Consider the following 19,110-nt stretch of genomic DNA (forward strand, 5'->3'; position numbering starts at 1 on the left):
GTTCCCGCAGTCTGGAGTACTTTAACCTATAAATCAAGCATCAATGAAATCTGTAAAAGCAGCCCTTTTTCTTTTCGGAGCTTCCCTTTTATTGGGATTTAAACCTACCGACATATTGCCTGCAGGAGAACCCGTTAAAGTAACCTGGGAAATTTTGCGGGATGTTACCTTTAAAAAGAAGTGGTATGCCGAAGAATCTATCTATATGCTTCACCCCACATTTGGGCCCAGCGTACAGAAACTGAAAGGTCAGCAAGTTTCCATAACCGGTTATATCCTTCCGATTGACCTGGATGCCAACTTGTATGTGCTTTCAGCATTCCCTTTCAGCGCTTGCTTTTTTTGTGGCGGAGCAGGTCCGGAGACTGTTATGACGTTGAATTTTAAGAAAAAAGATGGACGGAAATACAAGACTGATGAGCGGCTGACTTTTACGGGTACTTTAAAGCTCAATGCAGACGATATCTACCAAATGAACTATATCCTGGATGCTGCGGAAATCGCAAATTAAAACTTAGACTCCTATCAGTCTCCAGACGCCCGAAATAAAAAATAAAACCAGGCCAACAGGGGTTAATACCTTCCAGCCCAGGTACATAAGCTGATCTACACGCAAACGGGGAAGTGTCCAGCGCGCCCACATCTGAATCAGGACCCCAAACATAGCTTTACTCAAAATCCAGAAAATCCCGGTCACATAGCCGAACCAGGTTCCGGGTTCCCCGCTTGTCCAATCTGCTAATTTTAAAGGTCCAATGTTAGGAAAAGGTGTATTCCAGGCTCCTAAAAAAAGTATGGCCCCTAACAATGCCACGAGCAACATCATCCCGTATTCGGATAACATGAAAATAGCCCACCTCATCCCCGAATATTCGGTATGAAACCCGGCTACCAACTCCGACTCCCCTTCCGGCAAATCAAATGGAGCCCGGTTGCACTCGGCCAATGATGCAATAAAAAACACGATGTATGCCAATAAAAGAAAAGGATTGCGAACGATATTCCAGGATAGAAACCCTCCTATCTTTGTCACATCAATCCCTAGCTTTTTTATTCCAAAAAGGTATACGGTTTCGCTCGAGTAAATTCCCTGCTGAAAGCTGATCAACTGCAAATCGAGCGTTTGGGTCAGCATTACGACGCAAAGAATAGACAATCCCAGTGGAATTTCGTAAGATATGATCTGGGCCACAGCCCGCATGGCACCGAAAAGAGCAAACTTATTATTGGATCCCCATCCCGCCATCAAAAGTCCCACGACATCCACAGACACAATCGTCAGGAGGAAGAATACGCCCACCGCAGCTCCTGAACCTGCCAGCTCGGGCGCAAGCGGAACTACAGCAAAACCTGCGAATACCGACACGAAAATGACAAAAGGAGCGACTAGAAATAAACTACGATCGGCAGCTCTCGGAACAATGTCCTCTTTCTGGAGCAATTTGAGCAAATCGGCAAAAAGCTGCAATAAACCCCATTTACCCACTTCCATAGGTCCCATGCGATCCTGAATAAACGCGGATACCTTACGCTCAAGATATACGCCGATCACCACAAAACCAGGGACAAGGAGCAGGAAGAATATGAGCGTAAACGGCATTAAAGGTGATTTGAAGTAGAAATCTGTCGCTGCAAAACTAATCAAAAATCTCAGGGTTCTTCCTCGGGCTGGCCTTTATATCCCGATTCCTGAAGGATCCTCGGCGCATTGTCGATATCCATCAATTGAACCAGCGAAACGTCTGGATTTTCAGCCATAAATTTGCTTACAATCCGCCAACCCACCCATCGCGCTATAGCTCCTGGCACCTTCTCCCCAATTTCTGTTGTGAACGGGCGCTCTTCGATAAATTTCCTTTTAATCAGATCACTCTTTTCATACAATAACTTACTGGCGATAAAGTAGCTCCAAATGTCCTGCTGGCTATGGTACGTGCGTCTCAGATCGCTCTCAGAAAAACCGACAATAAGGCTGTCCGGCGTTTCAGGTAGGATTTGCTTTACAAATTCAAATCCTTTGCCATACCCGATCATATCGGCCAGCAAAGAATTATCCCCGGGACTGGTACGGTTGAAACGATTCGATTCAAAAAAGACGATCGAAGGAACAATGTATTCCTTTTGATAACGCCGTAACTGATAATCGAACACATTGGGCCTGAACATGGCGGACGGCCCGCCAAAATAATCCAACCCGATCACTATCAATGAATCTGATATATACAGATCGTTACCTGTAAAACCAGTAACTATAAACTGTATTTTCGGGGCTTGAAAACCGGGGTAATAATGCTTGATTTGCTTAAATGCCAGTGACAAGGGTTGCACGATTCGCGTATTCCGGTCGCCAACCAGGGAATCCAGTTGCATCCTGAATTTTTGAAAATCAGGATTTTGAAAAATATTGAACAATTGAGCAGCTAATCTGGATGAATCTACCGGGGAGTCTGCAAAATAAAATCTCGATAACACAGTGTGCTTCTTCAGAAAACCTTGTACTTCCTCCACCGACTTACAACTTGAAAGTTGCTCGTCCAGATTTTCAGAAACAAGCGTCAATTGCTCCGAGCTGGCGTCTGCTTCTTGTTTATCATCCGTTTTGCAAGAAAAAGAAATGAATGTGATAAGGGCAAGCAATATCAGGCCTCTGAAATAAACCATTCGATGAAAGAATAAGATCATGATAGACAAACGCTCAAAAGTAGAAAAAAAACGAATAAGCATCCTGGGCTGTGGCTGGCTTGGGTTTCCGTTAGCTGAACGTTTGCGGAAAGCGCATAGTACCTGGGAAATCAAAGGCAGCACAACTTCTCCGTCCAAAATTGAAAAATTCGAGGATCATGGCATACAGGGTTATTTAATGACCCTTACTCCCGGTTTATCAGCTGATAAAGATTCAATAATTCCATTTTTCGATGCCGACATTCTTATCATTTCCTTACCGCCGCGGCTGTCAAAGAATGAACCGGGATTTTACCCAAAACAAATCGAAGCCATAGTTACAGAAATAAAGAATTCCCGGATTAATGAAGTGATATTCATCAGTTCAACAGGAATTTACCCTGATCTCAATCGGGTCATGTCAGAAAGCGATGTGATAATTCCAGAGCAATCGGCTTCTCCGGAGATGGTGTTGGCCGAAAATCTGGTCCAAGCCCTGCGTCCCCAAAAGGCAGTTACCATTCTCAGACTTGGAGGGTTATTGGGTTACAACCGGAATCCAGGCAACTATGTAAAAGGGAAAAAGGGCATGGAAACGGGGTCAATCCCCGTCAATTACATTCACCGTGACGATGCTGTGGGTATTATCATGCATATTCTTGAGAATGAGCCAAAAGACGAGACATTCAATATCGTATCCCCCTTACACCCCACGAGAAAGGAAATTTACGAGGATACCTGCAAACGATTTAACTTGGAAACGCCTACATTCACAACACCGAAGATCCCTCCGAGCTTCAAGGTCATCTCAGGTAAAAAATTCAATAATGCATATACTTACGAATTTAGATTTCCGGATCCGCTATTGTTCTATTACTGTCTAGAAGACGAACTTTGAGCTTGCTGAAACAAAAAAATCCGCAGGCAGCCCCACGGATTTTAGCATTATTTTAACCAAAGTGAATATATATTACTGAGTACCTCCGAGCAGCTCTGTCAGCTTGGTTTCCAAAGCAGGGCCTCTTAGGTTCTTCGCTATTATCTTTCCGTCTTTATCCAATAAAAAAGTAGCCGGAATGGCATTTACACCGTAAGCCTGGGCAACGCCCGAATTCCATTTTTTCAACTCAGATCCGTGCTGCCATTTGAGATTATCCCTGCTGATTGCCGTCTTCCATGCCTTTTCATTATCGTCCAGTGAAACTCCGTAAATATCAAAACCTTTGTCTTTAAATTTATCGTACATCCGTACCACATTGGGGTTTTCCATCCGGCAAGGCCCGCACCAGGAAGCCCAAAAATCGATTAGTACAAACTTTCCGCGCAAAGACGATAATGCGATCGGTTTGCCTTCCGGGTTATTCAGCGTGAAGTCAGGCGCCACCTCGCCGACCGCCAGGCCCGCAATTCTTTTAACCCCGCCAATAAATCCTTTTGCAAGTGTTGGAAGAGGCTCTACCTTCGAATATTCCTCGGCGAGTTTTTTCAATGTTTCCAAATCATTTTCTGGTCTCAGGAAATTATTCGCCGTGAATAATGCCACCAGCGAAGTGCCCATCTCAGGGATCATCTTTTTGATAATATCCAAACGTTCCTGATCGGCTTTTGCGAACTGCTCCTGGATTTCGGCGATTTTTTTCGAATCTTTTTTTTCCTCCGCCGCCGCGTATTCCTCATTCCATTTGGTCACTTTGGCAGCGAAATTTTGCATGAGTTGGTCAACCTTGTGATAGTATTCCATATTTTTGGAACCGGTAACCTCATATTTCCCACCGTTTCCTTTGCTATCCCTTCCAGTACCATCGGCCACTATATTGAAATTCTCGCCACCTTCAACCAATAAAACAACCTTTTGGCGATCAGCTATATTCAATGAAAAAAAGCTGCCTCTGTCCTTTTCCGTTCCTTTCAATACAAAACTGCCGTCGGCAGCCAATTGGGTAGAGTCAACTTTTATGGAGGACCCTCCGGCGGAAGATTGTGAAAGAATAACTTTTTCGCCTTTTGACGCGTTTTTTACCTTGCCCGTTATGTTAAATTCCTTTGGTGCAAGCTGCGCCATAGATTGAAGGCTCAAAAAAGCAATACTTGTTATGATGATACTTTGTTTGATAAAACCCTTCATAATCTTCAATATTTGTTGTGTTGAATGTGTGACTAACTCAATTTTTTAGCAAGCAATTGATTAACCAGTTTAGGATCGGCAGCGTTATTTGACTTTTTCATCACTTCTCCGACAAATAGCCCGATCAATCCTTTTTTGCCTTTTTGGTATGCTAATACTTTGTCTTGCATAGCATTGAGAACCTCATCTACCAACGATTCAAGCTCATTTGTATTGCTGTTTTGCAACCAGTTATTTGTCGTTGCAATGTCGAATGGAGACCGGTCTGGCTCTTTTAACAACATTGGAAAAATCTTCTGCGAAGCTACAGAGTGGCTTACCACACCTGATTCGCTCAACTCTATCAGTGCCGCCAGATTTGATGCACTCACCGGAAAAAGCTCGATGTTTCCTTCATGCTCGTTTAAAAACGATTTCACTGGCCCCATCAACCAATTGGAGGCTGCTTTGTAAGCACTTGTTTTGGTACAAACTTCCTCGAAATAGGCAGCCATTTCGCGTGTATCCGTCAATACCATCGCATCATAAGCCGGCACCCCGTATTGCCGAACAAATTTCTCCCGGAGTTCATGCGGTAATGCAGGCATACTATCTTTAATGCTGTTCAGCCACTCCTCTGAAATAACGATCGGACTAAGATCCGGATCCGGGAAATAACGATAGTCGTTCATCGTTTCCTTCACACGCATCCCGTAAGTCTGACCGGTTTCCACATCAAACATCCTGGTTTCCTGCTGCACTTCCTGGTCGCTTTCGAGCAAAGCAACTTGTCTTCTCTCTTCAAAGCTGATCGCCCGCATCATATTACGGATTGAATTCATATTCTTGATCTCAACCTTGACACCATATTCTGCAGCTCCTCTTTTTCTGACCGAAACGTTTACATCGCATCGCAAAGAGCCTTCTTCCATATTTCCGTCGCTGATCTGAAGATATCTGACGAGACGGCGGATTTCCGTGACAAAAGCACCAGTTTCCTCAGCCGATCGCAAATCAGGCTCAGAAACCATTTCAACCAAAGGCGTTCCTGCCCGGTTATAATCCAAAAGCGTTTCCGTAAAACTGCCATCATGTACCGACTTGCCTGCGTCTTCTTCCAGATGGATATGGTGAAAACGGATTGCTTTTTCTACCGGCTGCCCCTGGGCATTCTTAATAGATATGGTAACACCTCCGTTCAAGCATATTGGCTTTTTGTCCTGAGATATCTGATAGCCTTTGGGAAGGTCGGGGTAAAAATAATTCTTACGGTCAAAGATGGTTTTCCTACTGATAGCGCATCCGCAGGCCAATCCTAGACGGACGGCATATTCGATTGCTTTTTTATTCACTTTCGGCAATGTCCCAGGCAACGCCAGGGTCAGCGGGCCAATATTGGTATTCGGTTCAGCACCAAAAAGATTACAGTCCGTAGCAAATAACTTGGATTCCGTTAAAAGCTGACAATGAACTTCAAGGCCTATGACGGTTTCATAAGTTGCCAAAAGTTCATCGGTAATGTCTGAGGGGCGGAATACGTTTTGAATCATATTTTAATATTAATGCTTAAACAAAGATACAAATACGGGCCGTCCATAGCATGAACGGCCCGTATTTTCTACCACAAGTGGTGGTGATTATAAGGAATTGATCCAGTTGGCAATCACTACAATATCAGCTTTGGGAACGTGTGCCAGAGGCGCCATTGGAGGATATCCCGGCCAATGTTCCGGCTTCGGACTGTGGACAAGTTCCACGATCTGATCAGGCGTATATTTCTTTTTGGCAACTTCCGAATAAGGAGGTCCGATTACTTTGTCGTAAGCCTGGTGGCAGGCAAAACATGCATGCTTATTGAGCAAAGCCAGAACGTCAGCAGGAACAGGTTTACGTTTCGTCGCCGCGGCAGGTGCGGCCGGAGTGGAAGCTACTTTTGAAGTGTCAGCCGTTTTCGCTTTCGATGAGTCGGGAGTAACAGGAGCAGGTGAGGCTTCGGCAGCAGGTTTTTCAGGCTGATTTTTTCTTTCATTCTGAAGCTCTACGAGCGCCGTTTCTTCCCTGGACTTGCTTCCTGATCCGTAATAGTGATCGTACTTGTCACGGTCCTCCTTGGAAGAACAACCGATGAACATGGAAACTGCCAGAGCGACAAGAGCCCCGGAAGCACTTTTTTTAAGAGTCATTGTTTTCAATTTTAAGAATTTCCGCCAGATTAAGGTTTGATATTGAATCATCACACGAAGAAACTAAGTTTGCGTTAGATTTCCTTCATATCACTGTCATAAATTAGAGGCCTTTTTCACTTTGTCTAAAGTTACCTATTTGCTTTACAAGGCATTAACAGAGCCTGCAAGACCGAATCTGTGCAAATTTTTACACTTTATTTAAAAGATAATATTGTGATTAATATTTAATGTTGTTACTTTTGCACTCCTATTTGTAAAACGAATGTAAAGCAATGGCTAAGAAAGGTAATAGAGTACAGGTCATATTGGAATGCACAGAACAGAAAGATAGTGGTGTTCCAGGTATGTCACGTTACGTGACTACAAAAAATCGGAAAAATACGCCAGGCCGTATGGAATTGAAAAAATTCAATTCTTTTCTGAGACGCTATACCGTCCATAAAGAAATTAAATAAGGTTTTAAACTTTAAAAAATATACAGACATGGCAAAGAAAGTAGTTGCTACCCTGAAAAAAGAAGGTGGTAAAGCATTTGCGAAAGTGATTAAAGCCGTAAGATCCCCAAAAACCGGAGCTTATACCTTCAAAGAAGAAATCGTTCCCCTTGACGGTGTTCAGGGTGCCTTGAAAAGCTAAGGTGATTTAAGGTTTTGATATTGCGCTGATGAAAAGTCCCTTTTGGGACTTTTTTGTTTTATTTTTGGTCCTATAACATAAGCACTATGAGTTTATTCGGTTTTTTCTCAAAAGAGAAAAAGGAAACATTAGATAAAGGCCTCGAAAAAACCAAGGATAGTTTCTTCGGCAAACTTTCCCGCGCCATTGTAGGCAAAACGACCATCGATGAAGACGTTCTTGATGAATTGGAAGATATTCTGGTCAGCTCGGATGTCGGCGTTGAGACAACCGTAAAAGTCATTAAACGTATCGAGGAACGGGTAGCCCGAGATAAATATGCGACTACGGCGGAGCTCGACGGCATCCTGCGTGACGAGATTGCCGCCTTGCTTACGGAGAATAAATCGGTCGATATCAGGGATAGTTTTGAAACCGAACACCTGCCTAAACCTTATGTAATTATGGTTGTGGGAGTGAACGGTGTAGGGAAAACAACCACAATAGGCAAACTAGCCCACCAATTCCATCAGAGGGGACATAAGGTGGTACTTGGTGCTGCGGATACATTCAGGGCCGCAGCAGTGGACCAGTTAAAATTATGGGGTAAACGGGTAGATGTCCCCGTTATAGATCACGGCATGAACACTGATCCTTCCGCAGTAGCCTATGATGCACTAAAAAAAGGAACGGAGATTGGAGCGGACGTGATTATTATTGACACCGCAGGCCGCCTCCATACCAAAGTCAACCTGATGAACGAGCTTTCCAAAATCAAACGGGTGATGCAAAAGATCATTCCTGATGCACCTCATGAGGTTTTATTAGTACTGGATGGAAGCACAGGACAAAATGCTGTCATACAGGCCCGGGAATTTACAAAAGTTACCGAGATAACTGCTTTGGCGATCACCAAACTGGACGGAACTGCCAAAGGTGGCGTAGTAATTGGCATATCTGACGAGTTCAAAATCCCTGTCAAATACATCGGCGTGGGAGAAAAAATGGATGATCTTCAGGTATTTGACCGGAGTGAGTTTGTTGATTCTTTGTTTAAAAAGATTGGCTAATTATTAGATTATCCCGAACTTTGCGCCCCATTTAGCAGTTCATTATCAATTGATTCGATAACACAGGAATTGCATTATCTCCTAATTTAAAGCCAATAGCTACAGCTGCGCGCTAATAGCTAATCCCAATGAAAACCAAAGGAATAATCAAGAATAAAGTCAATATCGTAACACTAGGCTGTTCCAAAAACCTGGTGGACTCGGAAGTTCTTTACACACAGCTCAAAGGAAACGGATTCACAGTAGCCCACGAATCCAAAAGAGACGATTCCCAGATCGTCGTCATCAATACCTGCGGATTTATCGACAATGCGAAAGAAGAATCGATTAATACTATTCTTCGCTATGCAGATGCCAAAGCGGCTGGAATGGTAGACAAAGTGTATGTAACAGGTTGTTTATCGCATCGCTATAAAGACGAACTTTCGATTGAAATCCCTACGGTAGACGCCTGGTTCGGGACTAATGAGCTTCCTCGCCTGCTCAAAACGCTGAAAGCCGATTACAAGCACGAATTAGTGGGCGAACGCCTGCTGACCACGCCAACACATTATGCCTATTTGAAAATAGCCGAAGGTTGCGACCGGCCGTGCAGCTTCTGCGCGATCCCGATCATGCGCGGCGGTCATGTTTCCCGACCAATAGATGAGTTGGTGAAAGAGGCAAAATCACTTGCGAAACGTGGAACAAAGGAACTGATCCTGATTGCGCAAGACCTGACTTATTACGGTCTTGATATTTATAAAAAAAGAAATCTGTCCGACCTCCTTGCCCAGCTCTCCGATGTGGAAGGCATTGAATGGATCAGGTTACAATACGCATATCCGGCAGGCTTTCCAATGGACATTCTGGACGTAATGAACGAGCGCAGTAATATCTGCAAGTACCTGGATATGCCTTTGCAATCGGGTTCAACAGAAATATTGAAGTCAATGCGGAGAGGGATTACCCGTGAAAAAACAGAAGCTTTGATTCAAACAATCCGGGAAAAAGTGCCTGGGATCACGCTAAGGACAACACTAATCGTGGGGCATCCAGGTGAGACCGAAGCACTGTTTGACGAAACTTATGATTTTGTCGAAAAAATGCGGTTCGACAGGTTAGGCGCATTCCAATACTCTCACGAAGATAACACGCATTCTTACACGATGCCCGACGACATTCCAGCGGATATCAAGCAGGAACGTGCTGATGCGATTATGGAGCTGCAACAAGGAATTTCATACGAATTGAACCAGCAAAAAATAGGTAGTAATTACAAAGTGCTCTTTGACCGCAAAGAAGGCGGGCATTTTATTGGTCGAACAGAATTCGACTCTCCCGAAGTGGATAACGAAGTACTCGTTCCTGCCAGCCAATATGTGAGATTGGGCGATTTTGCGAATGTAAAAATCACCTCCGCCGAAGAGTTTGACTTATATGCTGAAGTGATTTCCTAGATTCTCTTTTTCCTCAAATCCCGCCTTGTTACATTTGCCCGTTAAATATTTCAGAATAATCATTTAAGACATGTTACAAAGAATCCAAACCATCTTCTTAGCCATAGCAATCGTAGGGATGGGGCTCTTTCTCGCTTTTCCGATCTGGAACAAAGTGTCCATGACGGGCACGCAAAAGGCCGAATTAACCGCTATTCAACTGACCCACCAGGTAAACGAGGTGCAATCCAATGTCCAGCCCGTTTATTATCTCATAGTGCTCGCAATATTGGTAGCGGGGATTTCAGCCTATTCCATTTTTCAATTCCGTAATCGAGTTCTTCAATCGGCGCTTTGTGCCGTCAATTCTATATTGATGACCGTTATCATGGGTTTGGTTATCTATTTTACCTTTTATAAAACCGCCAAATTGTTTGATCCCGCGCTTCCTGGCAAGTACGATATCGGATTTTATGGATTAGTGGGAGCAATGTTGGCCAATGTGTTTGCCAACCGGTTTATCAGAAAAGACGAACGCACTGTTCAGCAATCGAAAAGATTCAGATAGTCAGAATTGTCCAGTTGAGCGGAGCCGAAACTTCTTTGGCACGTTTCGGCTCCGCTCAACTGGACAATTAAACCAGCCCTTCCCGCAGTAAATCGTGCAAATGCACGAAGCCCAGCACTTTACCTTCTTCTACGACCACAACCTGGGTTATACTTTTGGACTGCATGATTTCCAATGCATTCACTGCGTACTCCTCCGGAGAAACGGATATAGGCGACTTTGTCATAATATCGGCAGCCGTAAGATGAAGGATGCGGTTTGCCTGGTGCTCTTTGAGCATTCTTCGCAAATCTCCGTCGGTAATAATTCCAATCATTTGATCGTCAGCATCTTTTACCGCAGTGGCGCCCAATCTTTTGGAAGTCATTTCAAGAATCACTTCCTGCAAAGTGGCACCAGTGGAAACCATTGGCAGCGCGTTATGAGGATATATATCGCATACTTTCAAATACAACCTCTTGCCTAATGAACCTCCCGGATGAAATTTGGCAAAATCGTCATGGGTAAAGCCTCTTGCTTCCAGGAGGCAAATAGCCAGCGCGTCGCCCAAAGCCATGGTCACAGATGTGCTAGTAGTAGGCGCAAGATTCAGAGGATCAGCCTCTTTCGACGCATATGCATGTAGAATATATTGACTGTTTTTGGCAAGGTAAGATTCCTTGTTGCTCACCATGGCTATCATGGTCACACCGATCCGTTTAAGTAATGGAACCAGTACTTTTATCTCGGAAGTATCCCCGCTTTTTGAGATCACAAGCACGATATCATTATCCTGGATCATGCCCAGATCGCCATGAATTGCATCCGCAGCATGCATAAAAAGAGAGGGCGTACCCGTTGAGTTTAAGGTAGCTACGATCTTCTGCCCCACAATAGCGCTCTTGCCTACACCTGAAATAACCACGCGGCCTCCGGAGTTTAAAATAGCATATACGCACCTTTCAAATTCATCATCAATCAGTTCAACAATTTTATGCAATGCTTCTGCCTCCTGCCGTATTACTTCTTTTGCTATTGACTGAATATTTTTTATTAATTTCAAATCTGAAACACAGTTTAAAGGGATAGAATCGTCAAAATTCATTTCAAAAAAAGCAAAGATAAAGAAGTTTGGGGATAACCATTTTGTTAACAGAGTATGGTAAAGCAGGTTGATCACGTTGTCTTAGACACGTTAAAAGAGAAACTAAAAGAAATATTTGGATACAGCCAGTTTCGAGGGGAGCAAGAAGTTATTATTCAGAATATTCTCCTAGGTAAAAATACATTTGTAATCATGCCAACGGGGGCCGGCAAATCACTTTGCTATCAACTGCCCGCTCTAGTCAGCGACGGCCTGACCATCGTAATTTCACCCCTCATTGCATTAATGAAAAACCAGGTCGATCAGTTGACGGCATTTGGCATTAATGCCCAGTTTCTCAATTCGACCCTTACCAAGGCCGAAATGGCCCGTGTGAAAACAGATGCTTTGGACGGGAGCCTGAAATTGCTTTACATAGCCCCTGAATCCCTTACTAAAGAGGACAACCTCGATTTTCTTAAAAAAGCAAACATATCCTTTGTCGCCATTGATGAAGCGCATTGTATTTCGGAATGGGGCCACGATTTCAGGCCCGAATACCGGCGGATTTATGGAATAATTGAAAACATTGGCCAGTTACCTATCATTGCCCTTACTGCCACAGCGACGCCGAAAGTGCAGCAGGATATCCGCAAGAACCTGCAGATGGAAGAAGCTGAGACCTTCAAATCTTCTTTCAACCGCAAGAACCTGTACTATGAGATCCGACCTAAAAAGGATGTCAAAAAGCAACTGATCCGATACATCAGAAATAACAAAGGCAAGTCGGGAATTGTGTATTGCCTGAGCCGTAAAACGGTGGAGGAAGTAGCGGAACTGCTCAATGTGAACGACGTTCGGGCATTACCGTACCACGCCGGACTGGACAGCAACACCCGTATGGCCAATCAGGATGCGTTCCTGAACGAAGAAGCAGACGTGATTGTCGCTACCATTGCCTTTGGAATGGGGATTGATAAGCCAGACGTGCGTTTTGTGATCCACTACGATGTTCCCAAATCTTTAGAGGGGTATTACCAGGAAACTGGCCGCGCCGGACGCGACGGGCTGGAAGGTAACTGTCTGATGTTCTACAGCTACGAGGATATTCAGAAGCTTGAAAAATTTAACAAAGACAAAACAGTGACCGAACGGGATAATGCCCGCCATTTGCTGAATGAAATGGTTGCCTATTCGACCCTGGGCGTTTGCCGCAGAAGGCAACTGTTGAGCTATTTTGGGGAATATCTTGAAAAAGATTGCGGCTTCTGTGATAACTGTATCAAACCAACTGAAAAAAGCAAAGTTCAGGAGGATGTAATCCTGGTGTTAAAAGCAGTTGCACAAACCGAGCAACGCTTTGATGGCGATCACATTGCAGATTTACTGACCGCAACAGAAAACCAGTATGTTAAAAGTTACGAGCATGACCAGCTGGAAGTTTATGGCAAAGGATTGGAATTAAATGAATCCCGTGACTACTGGATTTCGACGATCCGCCAGCTTGTTATTTTCAATTACCTGGAAAAAGACATTGAAAATTACGGTGTCATCAAGCTTGGTGAAAAAGGAGCGCGATATCTGAACGATCCTTACCAGATTACGCTTCATAAAGACCATAATTTCGAAGAGGAGGAAGTTAAGCCAGAGGACGACGACAAAGATGCGGCCACCGGAGGCGGCAGCGCACATGCCTATGACGAGGCATTACTGGGAATGCTCAAAGCATTGCGCAAGAAAGTAGCCAAGGAAAAAAACCTGCCCCCGTATGTGATCTTCCAGGATCCGTCGTTGGAAGAAATGGCAACTACCTACCCTACTACCCAGCAGGAAATGGCGCAGATCAACGGCGTCGGAATGGGCAAGGTGCAGAAGTTCGGACGGCAGTTTATCGACCTTATTACACGTTATGTCGAAGAAAATGAGATAGAAACGGCCAAGGATGTCGTTATTAAGTCGACTGTCAATAAATCCAAGATCAAGATTTTCATTATCCAGCAAGTGGACCGCAAGGTAAGCCTGGATGAAATTGCCGAGGTGAAAGATCTCGAGCTGGCCGATGTCATTGAAGAAGTGGAGCACATTTGCTATTCCGGTACCAAACTTAACCTGGATTATTATATCAATCAGGTGATCGACCGTGAAAGGCAGCAAGATATTTATGATTATTTTATGACTGCGGAAACCGACAACATTGCCGTAGCATTGGACGAATTTGCGAATGACGAGATCAGCGAAGAAGAGTTAAGACTGATGCGCATCAAATTTTTATCTGAACTCGCAAACTAAAACCCTTACAGATCATATCCGCGGATGTCAGCGGATTTTTTTAACCAGTTTATGAACATACTTATATTGGGATCAGGCGGGAGAGAGCATGCCTTTGCCTGGAAAATTGCCCAAAGTCCTCTTTGTGACACATTATTTGTAGCTCCCGGCAACGCGGGCACTGCGGGTGTAGCAACGAACCTTTCTATTTCTTACAATGATTTTGATTCAATTGCCAGTGCGATCATACATAATAGTATCGAGCTGGTGATCGTGGGGCCGGAAGAGCCCCTGGTAAATGGCATCGTCGATTATTTTGAATCAAGACCAGATTTATCGAAAGTAAAGATCATAGGCCCCAACAAAGCCGGGGCACAGTTGGAAGGAAGTAAAGACTTCTCCAAGCAATTCATGCAGAAGTACGGTATACCCACCGCAGCTTCACGGACTTTTACTGCCGAAACACTTGAAATTGGGTTGGAATATCTGGAAGCACATTCACTTCCCATCGTATTGAAAGCCGACGGACTTGCGGCGGGAAAAGGCGTTATCATCGCTGAAAAACATGCAGAAGCCGAGATCGCATTGAAAGAAATGCTGCTGGATGGCAAGTTTGGAAATGCAGGGAATAAAGTTGTGATAGAGCAGTTTTTAAAAGGTGTGGAATTGTCTGTTTTTGTTTTAACTGACGGAGAGCATTACAAAATTTTACCCGAAGCCAAAGATTACAAACGCATTGGAGAAAACGATACCGGCCTGAACACCGGCGGTATGGGCGCAGTATCGCCCGTTATTTTTGCCGATGCTAATTTTTTGCGGAAAGTTGATGAAAAAGTGGTCAAACCGACTCTGGCCGGCCTAAAAAGTGAGGGTATCAAATATGTAGGTTTCATTTTTATAGGATTAATGAATATAAAAGGTGAACCTTACGTGATCGAATACAATGTTCGGATGGGCGATCCGGAAACCGAAGTGGTGATTCCGCGAATCCAGTCTGATTTGGCAATGCTAATGGCCTCTACGGCCAAAGGAACACTGAACGATTTCGAAATGCACATTTCTCCCCAAATAGCCGTTACTACGGTAGTGGTATCAGGCGGCTATCCCGGAGATTTTGAAAAAGGAAAGGTGATTTCAGGAAGTGATAAAGTAGAAGACGTGCATTTGTTTCATGCTGGCACTACTTTTAATGGAAATACTGAAGTCGTGACGAACGGTGGCCGGGTAATGGTGTTGACTGGCCTGGCCAATTCTCTTGAAAACGCAGTTCATAAGTCGCAACGCGCTGCACAGGCCGTTCAGTTTGAGGGGAAATACTTTCGTCACGATATAGGTGTGGATTTAATTCGTTATAACGATTGATGAAGGGGAGCTAATTATGGGATGTGGATCATGTACATCCGGGGGCTGCGGTACTAATGGATCGGCAGCAGCGGGATGTGGAAGCAAAGGAAATTGCGGAACGGGCGGATGCAACAAGATGAATGTATTCGACTGGCTCAGTCATATGGATGTGCCGTCGGGACAGCGTTTTGATGTTGTCGAAGTCAAATTTAAAGGTGGAAGAAAAGAATATTTCCGCAATATCAATCAACTGGAATTCGTCACAGGCGATTACGTCGTTTGTGAAATGGCCTCCGGACAGCATATCGGTACTGTTTCTCTTCAGGGAGAACTGGTAAGGCTTCAAATGAAACGTAAGAACGTGGTCATCAGTGACGACATGCACGTGGTTTACCGCGTAGCTTCCGAAAAAGACCTCGACAAGCATACGCAGGCGATCGCCCGTGAAATGCCCACGCTTTACCGCACAAGGGAAATTATCCGGGAAATGAAGCTGAATATGAAGCTTTCCGATGTGGAATTCCAATCAGACAATACCAAGACTACCTTCTACTATTCGTCGGAAGAACGCGTCGATTTTCGCGAGCTGATCAAATCATTGGCTTCGGAATTTAAGGTACGGATTGAAATGCGCCAGATCAGCCTGCGCCAGGAAGCCAGCCGCCTGGGTGGATTGGGATCTTGTGGCCGCGAATTGTGTTGCTCTACCTGGCTGACCGATTTCAAGAATATCTCAACTTCGGCGGCACGCTATCAAAACCTTTCGCTCAATCCCGCCAAACTTTCGGGCCAATGCGGAAGGCTCAAATGCTGCCTTAATTACGAGTTGGAAACTTACATCGACGCTTTGCGGGATATCCCGACAGTAGACGCTCCTCTGAAAACCAAAAAGGGTATTGCGACGCTGCAAAAGACCGATATCTTCAAAAAGATCATGTGGTTTGGTTTTGACAAAGACACCAACTGGTATCCTGTGGCTATTGATAAGGTGCTGGAAATCATAGAACTGAACAAAAACAATATCATTCCCGAATCGCTGGAAATCCTTACTCCGGAGCCTGAGAGAAGCCTTGACAGAGCACCTGGAAAAATCAACAGCGATCTGGAAAATCTAGACAAAAAATACAGCGAGGAACAGAAGAAGAAGAAAAAGAAGAAAAACAGGTCTGGAAAAAATAAGAATAACCCGAACAATCCTAATAATCAGGGTAACCAAGGTAAGCCACAAGCTTCGGCTACCCCGAAAAGCTGAGAAGTTAGCGATCATACTAACGTTGTACGGAAGTCAGGTTTTTATAAACTTGGCTTCTTTTTTTACGATCATTGGTTTATGAAAAAATTCATTGAAAAGCTTAATGCTATCGCCAATGCCCAAACCAGGACAATCATTGGTTTGATGTCTGGTACCTCTCTAGACGGGCTTGACGTGGCACTTTGCAGGATCGAAGGCAGTGGCTCGGATACCGTGCTCACACTGGACAAATTCGCCACGGTGCCTTACCAGGATAGCTTCCGCGTCGAAATCAGGAAAATTTTCGCCAAACGTGAGATCGACTTTCAGCAGCTTTGCTTGCTTAACCCATATATCGGCACCACGCATGGGCAAATGATCCTGGACTGCCTGAAAGAATGGAACATGGCAGCCAATGAAGTTGATCTGATAGCAAGTCATGGGCAAACCGTTTTTCACGCACCCAAAAAGCAGCACAAACTTCCTGATTTCCCGAATGCCACATTACAGATCGGCGACGGCGACCATATCGCTGTCAAAACCAACGTCATAACCATCAGCGATTTTCGCCAGAAACACATAGCGGCGGGAGGAGAAGGAGCACCATTGGCAGTGTATGGTGATTATTTTCTTTTTTCAAAAAGAGGAGAAAACAGGATCCTGCTGAACATGGGAGGCATCGCCAACTTTACTTTTTTGCCTGGAAACCTGGATCCAAACCTTGTTTTCACGACAGACACAGGCCCTGGAAATACGCTACTGGACGCATATACAAGAAGATTTTTCCACAAACCTTACGATAAGGACGGCGAAATTGCCGCGAGCGGAAATGTGAGCCTACCATTGTTGGAAGAACTAAAGTCGCTGGCTTTTTTTAAGCTGCCTTTTCCAAAAACAACTGGCCCGGAAGTGTTCAATTTTGAATATACGGAGGCGGCAATCCAGAAATCGAGGTTAACATCCCTTTCCCGCCACGATATCATCGCGACACTCACCCAATTAAGCGCGGATACCATTTCGGACGCCATTAAAACTGTAATGAATTCCGGCGAAACTTACACGATCTACGCAAGCGGCGGCGGCGCCCATAATTCGGTATTGATGGAAAAGATTCGTAAAAACCTGAATGCTCCAGTTGCATTGATTGACGAGCTTGGTGTCGCCGGAGATGCCAAGGAAGCCGTTTTATTCGCCGTGCTGGCCAATGAAACAATTGCAGGAACACAATCATTTTTTGGCGGAAAAGAAGGGGTCCCTGGTGTGAGTATGGGAAAGGTTTCTTTTCCGGGCTAGAAAACATAACTTACAGTATTTTTGAAGCATGTACGACATTACCATCATCGGCGGCGGCATTGTGGGCTTGGCCACAGCACTTCGCATTAAAGAGCAGAAACCTTCTCTGAAAGTCCTCCTCCTTGAAAAGGAAAACGAAGTAGCCAAACACCAAACCGGCCACAACAGCGGCGTAATCCACTCCGGTCTTTACTATAAACCTGGTAGCCTAAAAGCCACCAATTGCATTCGGGGCTATAAGATGCTGATCGATTTCTGCAACCGCGAAAACGTACATTATGATCTATGCGGGAAAATTGTCGTCGCTACCTCCGAAGACCAAAGGCCTTTGCTTAAAAATCTGTATGACAGAGGCATGCAAAACGGATTAACAGAAAACAGGATGATTTCCCAATCCGAAATCCGTGAAATTGAACCGCATGTGCATGGTTTGGAAGGCATTTGGGTACCCTACACCGGAATCATCGATTATAAAACGGTTTGCGAAAAATACGCCGAATGCCTCAGACGATTGGATGGCGAAATACTTTTTGGCGAAAGGATCATTGATATCAAAAGCCGCAACACGCACTCAGAAGTCGTTTCGGCAACCGGTAAGCTGTTTGAAACGCGATTGGTAGTAAACTGCGCCGGGCTTTATTCTGACAAAGTTGCCCAATTAACTCAGCCTGAAAATATTAAAGTGAGGATCATTCCTTTCCGAGGCGAGTACTACAAGATTAAGCCCGAAAAACATCATTTGGTCAAAAATCTGATTTACCCTGTTCCAGACCCCAATTTCCCTTTCCTTGGCGTTCATTTTACAAGAATGATTGAAGGCGGCATTGAAGCCGGGCCCAATGCTGTTTTTGCTTTTAAACGCGAGGGTTACGACAAGCTGGACATCAATTTCCCTGAACTGATGGAATCCCTGGCCTGGCCTGGATTCAGGAAAGTGGCCATGAAATATTGGAAAACCGGCATGGGAGAATACTACCGCTCTTTTTCCAAAGCTGCTTTTACGAAAGCATTACAGGGGCTTATTCCCGAGATTCAAAGTGAGGATCTGGTTCCTGGTGGCTCGGGCGTTCGCGCGCAAGCTTGCGATTATGATGGCGGGTTATTGGATGATTTTTCAATTATCGAGAATAAAACGGCTATTAACGTTTGCAATGCACCTTCGCCGGCGGCGACTTCTTCGTTGTCGATTGGGCAAACGGTTTCAGAGCGGGTTTTGGCGAGGGTTTGATTCTTGGTGGGTTTCCCCACCCCGGCTTAAGCCACGGGGAATTGAATTTAATACCCAGTTT

At 44.6% G+C, this 19,110-nt stretch carries 18 protein-coding genes; 12 read left to right on the top strand and 6 right to left on the bottom strand.

What is annotated here, in order from left to right:
• Positions 1–43 precede the first annotated feature (43 nt).
• Positions 44–511 carry a DUF3299 domain-containing protein gene (locus AC1XUF_RS19000; RefSeq protein WP_483343401.1) on the top strand — a complete coding sequence of 156 codons (468 nt, stop codon included), beginning with the start codon at positions 44–46 and terminating at the stop codon, positions 509–511.
• A gap of 3 nt (positions 512–514) precedes the next feature.
• Here AC1XUF_RS19000 and AC1XUF_RS19005 read toward each other — a convergent pair whose 3' ends face one another.
• Both AC1XUF_RS19005 and AC1XUF_RS19010 read right to left on the bottom strand, forming a co-directional pair.
• On the bottom strand, positions 515–1,600 hold the full coding sequence (locus tag AC1XUF_RS19005; RefSeq protein ID WP_483343402.1) for a complex I subunit 1/NuoH family protein: 1,086 nt from the start codon (positions 1,598–1,600) through the stop codon (positions 515–517).
• 50 nt (positions 1,601–1,650) lie between these two features.
• Complete coding sequence (locus AC1XUF_RS19010; RefSeq protein WP_483343403.1) at positions 1,651–2,661, bottom strand: gliding motility protein GldB-related protein; 1,011 nt, start codon at positions 2,659–2,661, stop codon at positions 1,651–1,653.
• Positions 2,662–2,680: 19 nt separating this feature from the next.
• On the opposite strand from AC1XUF_RS19010, the gene AC1XUF_RS19015 reads away from it, so the two are divergent.
• Entirely contained in the window at positions 2,681–3,559 is an 879-nt protein-coding gene (locus AC1XUF_RS19015; protein ID WP_483343404.1) for a Rossmann-fold NAD(P)-binding domain-containing protein, read from the top strand.
• A gap of 72 nt (positions 3,560–3,631) precedes the next feature.
• Here the strand turns inward: AC1XUF_RS19015 and AC1XUF_RS19020 are convergent, their stop codons facing one another.
• From AC1XUF_RS19020 to AC1XUF_RS19030, 3 genes are all read right to left on the bottom strand, one after another.
• A complete protein-coding gene (locus tag AC1XUF_RS19020) occupies positions 3,632–4,786 on the bottom strand; it encodes a redoxin domain-containing protein (RefSeq protein ID WP_483343405.1) in 1,155 nt (384 codons plus the stop codon).
• 32 nt (positions 4,787–4,818) lie between these two features.
• Complete coding sequence (gene gatB / locus AC1XUF_RS19025) at positions 4,819–6,315, bottom strand: Asp-tRNA(Asn)/Glu-tRNA(Gln) amidotransferase subunit GatB (protein ID WP_483343406.1); 1,497 nt, start codon at positions 6,313–6,315, stop codon at positions 4,819–4,821.
• A gap of 87 nt (positions 6,316–6,402) precedes the next feature.
• Positions 6,403–6,948, bottom strand: coding sequence for a c-type cytochrome (locus tag AC1XUF_RS19030; RefSeq protein WP_483343407.1), 546 nt, complete (start codon positions 6,946–6,948; stop codon positions 6,403–6,405).
• Between the two features lie 275 nt (positions 6,949–7,223).
• Here AC1XUF_RS19030 and rpmG point away from each other — a divergent pair, with 275 nt between their 5' ends.
• The 5 genes from rpmG to AC1XUF_RS19055 all read left to right on the top strand — a co-directional run bounded on the left by rpmG (position 7,224) and on the right by AC1XUF_RS19055 (position 10,622).
• Positions 7,224–7,406: a 50S ribosomal protein L33 gene (rpmG, locus tag AC1XUF_RS19035; RefSeq protein ID WP_026632037.1), complete on the top strand. Its 183-nt coding sequence runs from the start codon at positions 7,224–7,226 to the stop codon at positions 7,404–7,406.
• Between the two features lie 28 nt (positions 7,407–7,434).
• Positions 7,435–7,587: a DUF4295 domain-containing protein gene (locus tag AC1XUF_RS19040; RefSeq protein WP_483343408.1), complete on the top strand. Its 153-nt coding sequence runs from the start codon at positions 7,435–7,437 to the stop codon at positions 7,585–7,587.
• Positions 7,588–7,673: 86 nt separating this feature from the next.
• The gene (ftsY, locus tag AC1XUF_RS19045; RefSeq protein ID WP_483343409.1) at positions 7,674–8,636 is read left to right on the top strand and encodes a signal recognition particle-docking protein FtsY; all 963 of its coding nucleotides are present in this window, start codon (positions 7,674–7,676) and stop codon (positions 8,634–8,636) included.
• A 128-nt stretch (positions 8,637–8,764) separates the two neighbouring features.
• On the top strand, positions 8,765–10,075 hold the full coding sequence (gene rimO, locus AC1XUF_RS19050) for a 30S ribosomal protein S12 methylthiotransferase RimO (RefSeq protein ID WP_483343410.1): 1,311 nt from the start codon (positions 8,765–8,767) through the stop codon (positions 10,073–10,075).
• Between the two features lie 70 nt (positions 10,076–10,145).
• Complete coding sequence (locus tag AC1XUF_RS19055; protein WP_483343411.1) at positions 10,146–10,622, top strand: DUF4293 domain-containing protein; 477 nt, start codon at positions 10,146–10,148, stop codon at positions 10,620–10,622.
• 67 nt (positions 10,623–10,689) lie between these two features.
• On the opposite strand, the gene AC1XUF_RS19060 is transcribed toward AC1XUF_RS19055, so the two are convergent.
• Positions 10,690–11,664, bottom strand: a complete 975-nt coding sequence (locus AC1XUF_RS19060) for a KpsF/GutQ family sugar-phosphate isomerase (RefSeq protein WP_483343412.1) — start codon at positions 11,662–11,664, stop codon at positions 10,690–10,692.
• 96 nt (positions 11,665–11,760) lie between these two features.
• On the opposite strand from AC1XUF_RS19060, the gene recQ reads away from it, so the two are divergent.
• From recQ to lhgO, 5 genes are all read left to right on the top strand, one after another.
• A complete protein-coding gene (gene recQ / locus AC1XUF_RS19065) occupies positions 11,761–13,974 on the top strand; it encodes a DNA helicase RecQ (protein WP_483343413.1) in 2,214 nt (737 codons plus the stop codon).
• Between the two features lie 51 nt (positions 13,975–14,025).
• On the top strand, positions 14,026–15,315 hold the full coding sequence (purD, locus tag AC1XUF_RS19070; protein WP_483343414.1) for a phosphoribosylamine--glycine ligase: 1,290 nt from the start codon (positions 14,026–14,028) through the stop codon (positions 15,313–15,315).
• Positions 15,316–15,433: 118 nt separating this feature from the next.
• Positions 15,434–16,549 (top strand): PSP1 domain-containing protein, encoded by a 1,116-nt coding sequence (locus AC1XUF_RS19075; protein ID WP_483343415.1) that lies wholly within the window; start codon positions 15,434–15,436, stop codon positions 16,547–16,549.
• Positions 16,550–16,627: 78 nt separating this feature from the next.
• The gene (locus tag AC1XUF_RS19080) at positions 16,628–17,821 is read left to right on the top strand and encodes an anhydro-N-acetylmuramic acid kinase (protein ID WP_483343416.1); all 1,194 of its coding nucleotides are present in this window, start codon (positions 16,628–16,630) and stop codon (positions 17,819–17,821) included.
• 28 nt (positions 17,822–17,849) lie between these two features.
• Positions 17,850–19,049: an L-2-hydroxyglutarate oxidase gene (gene lhgO / locus AC1XUF_RS19085; protein ID WP_483343417.1), complete on the top strand. Its 1,200-nt coding sequence runs from the start codon at positions 17,850–17,852 to the stop codon at positions 19,047–19,049.
• The last annotated feature ends 61 nt before the right edge of the window (positions 19,050–19,110 follow it).

This window comes from Dyadobacter sp. HNCC25DJ185, assembly GCF_056895195.1.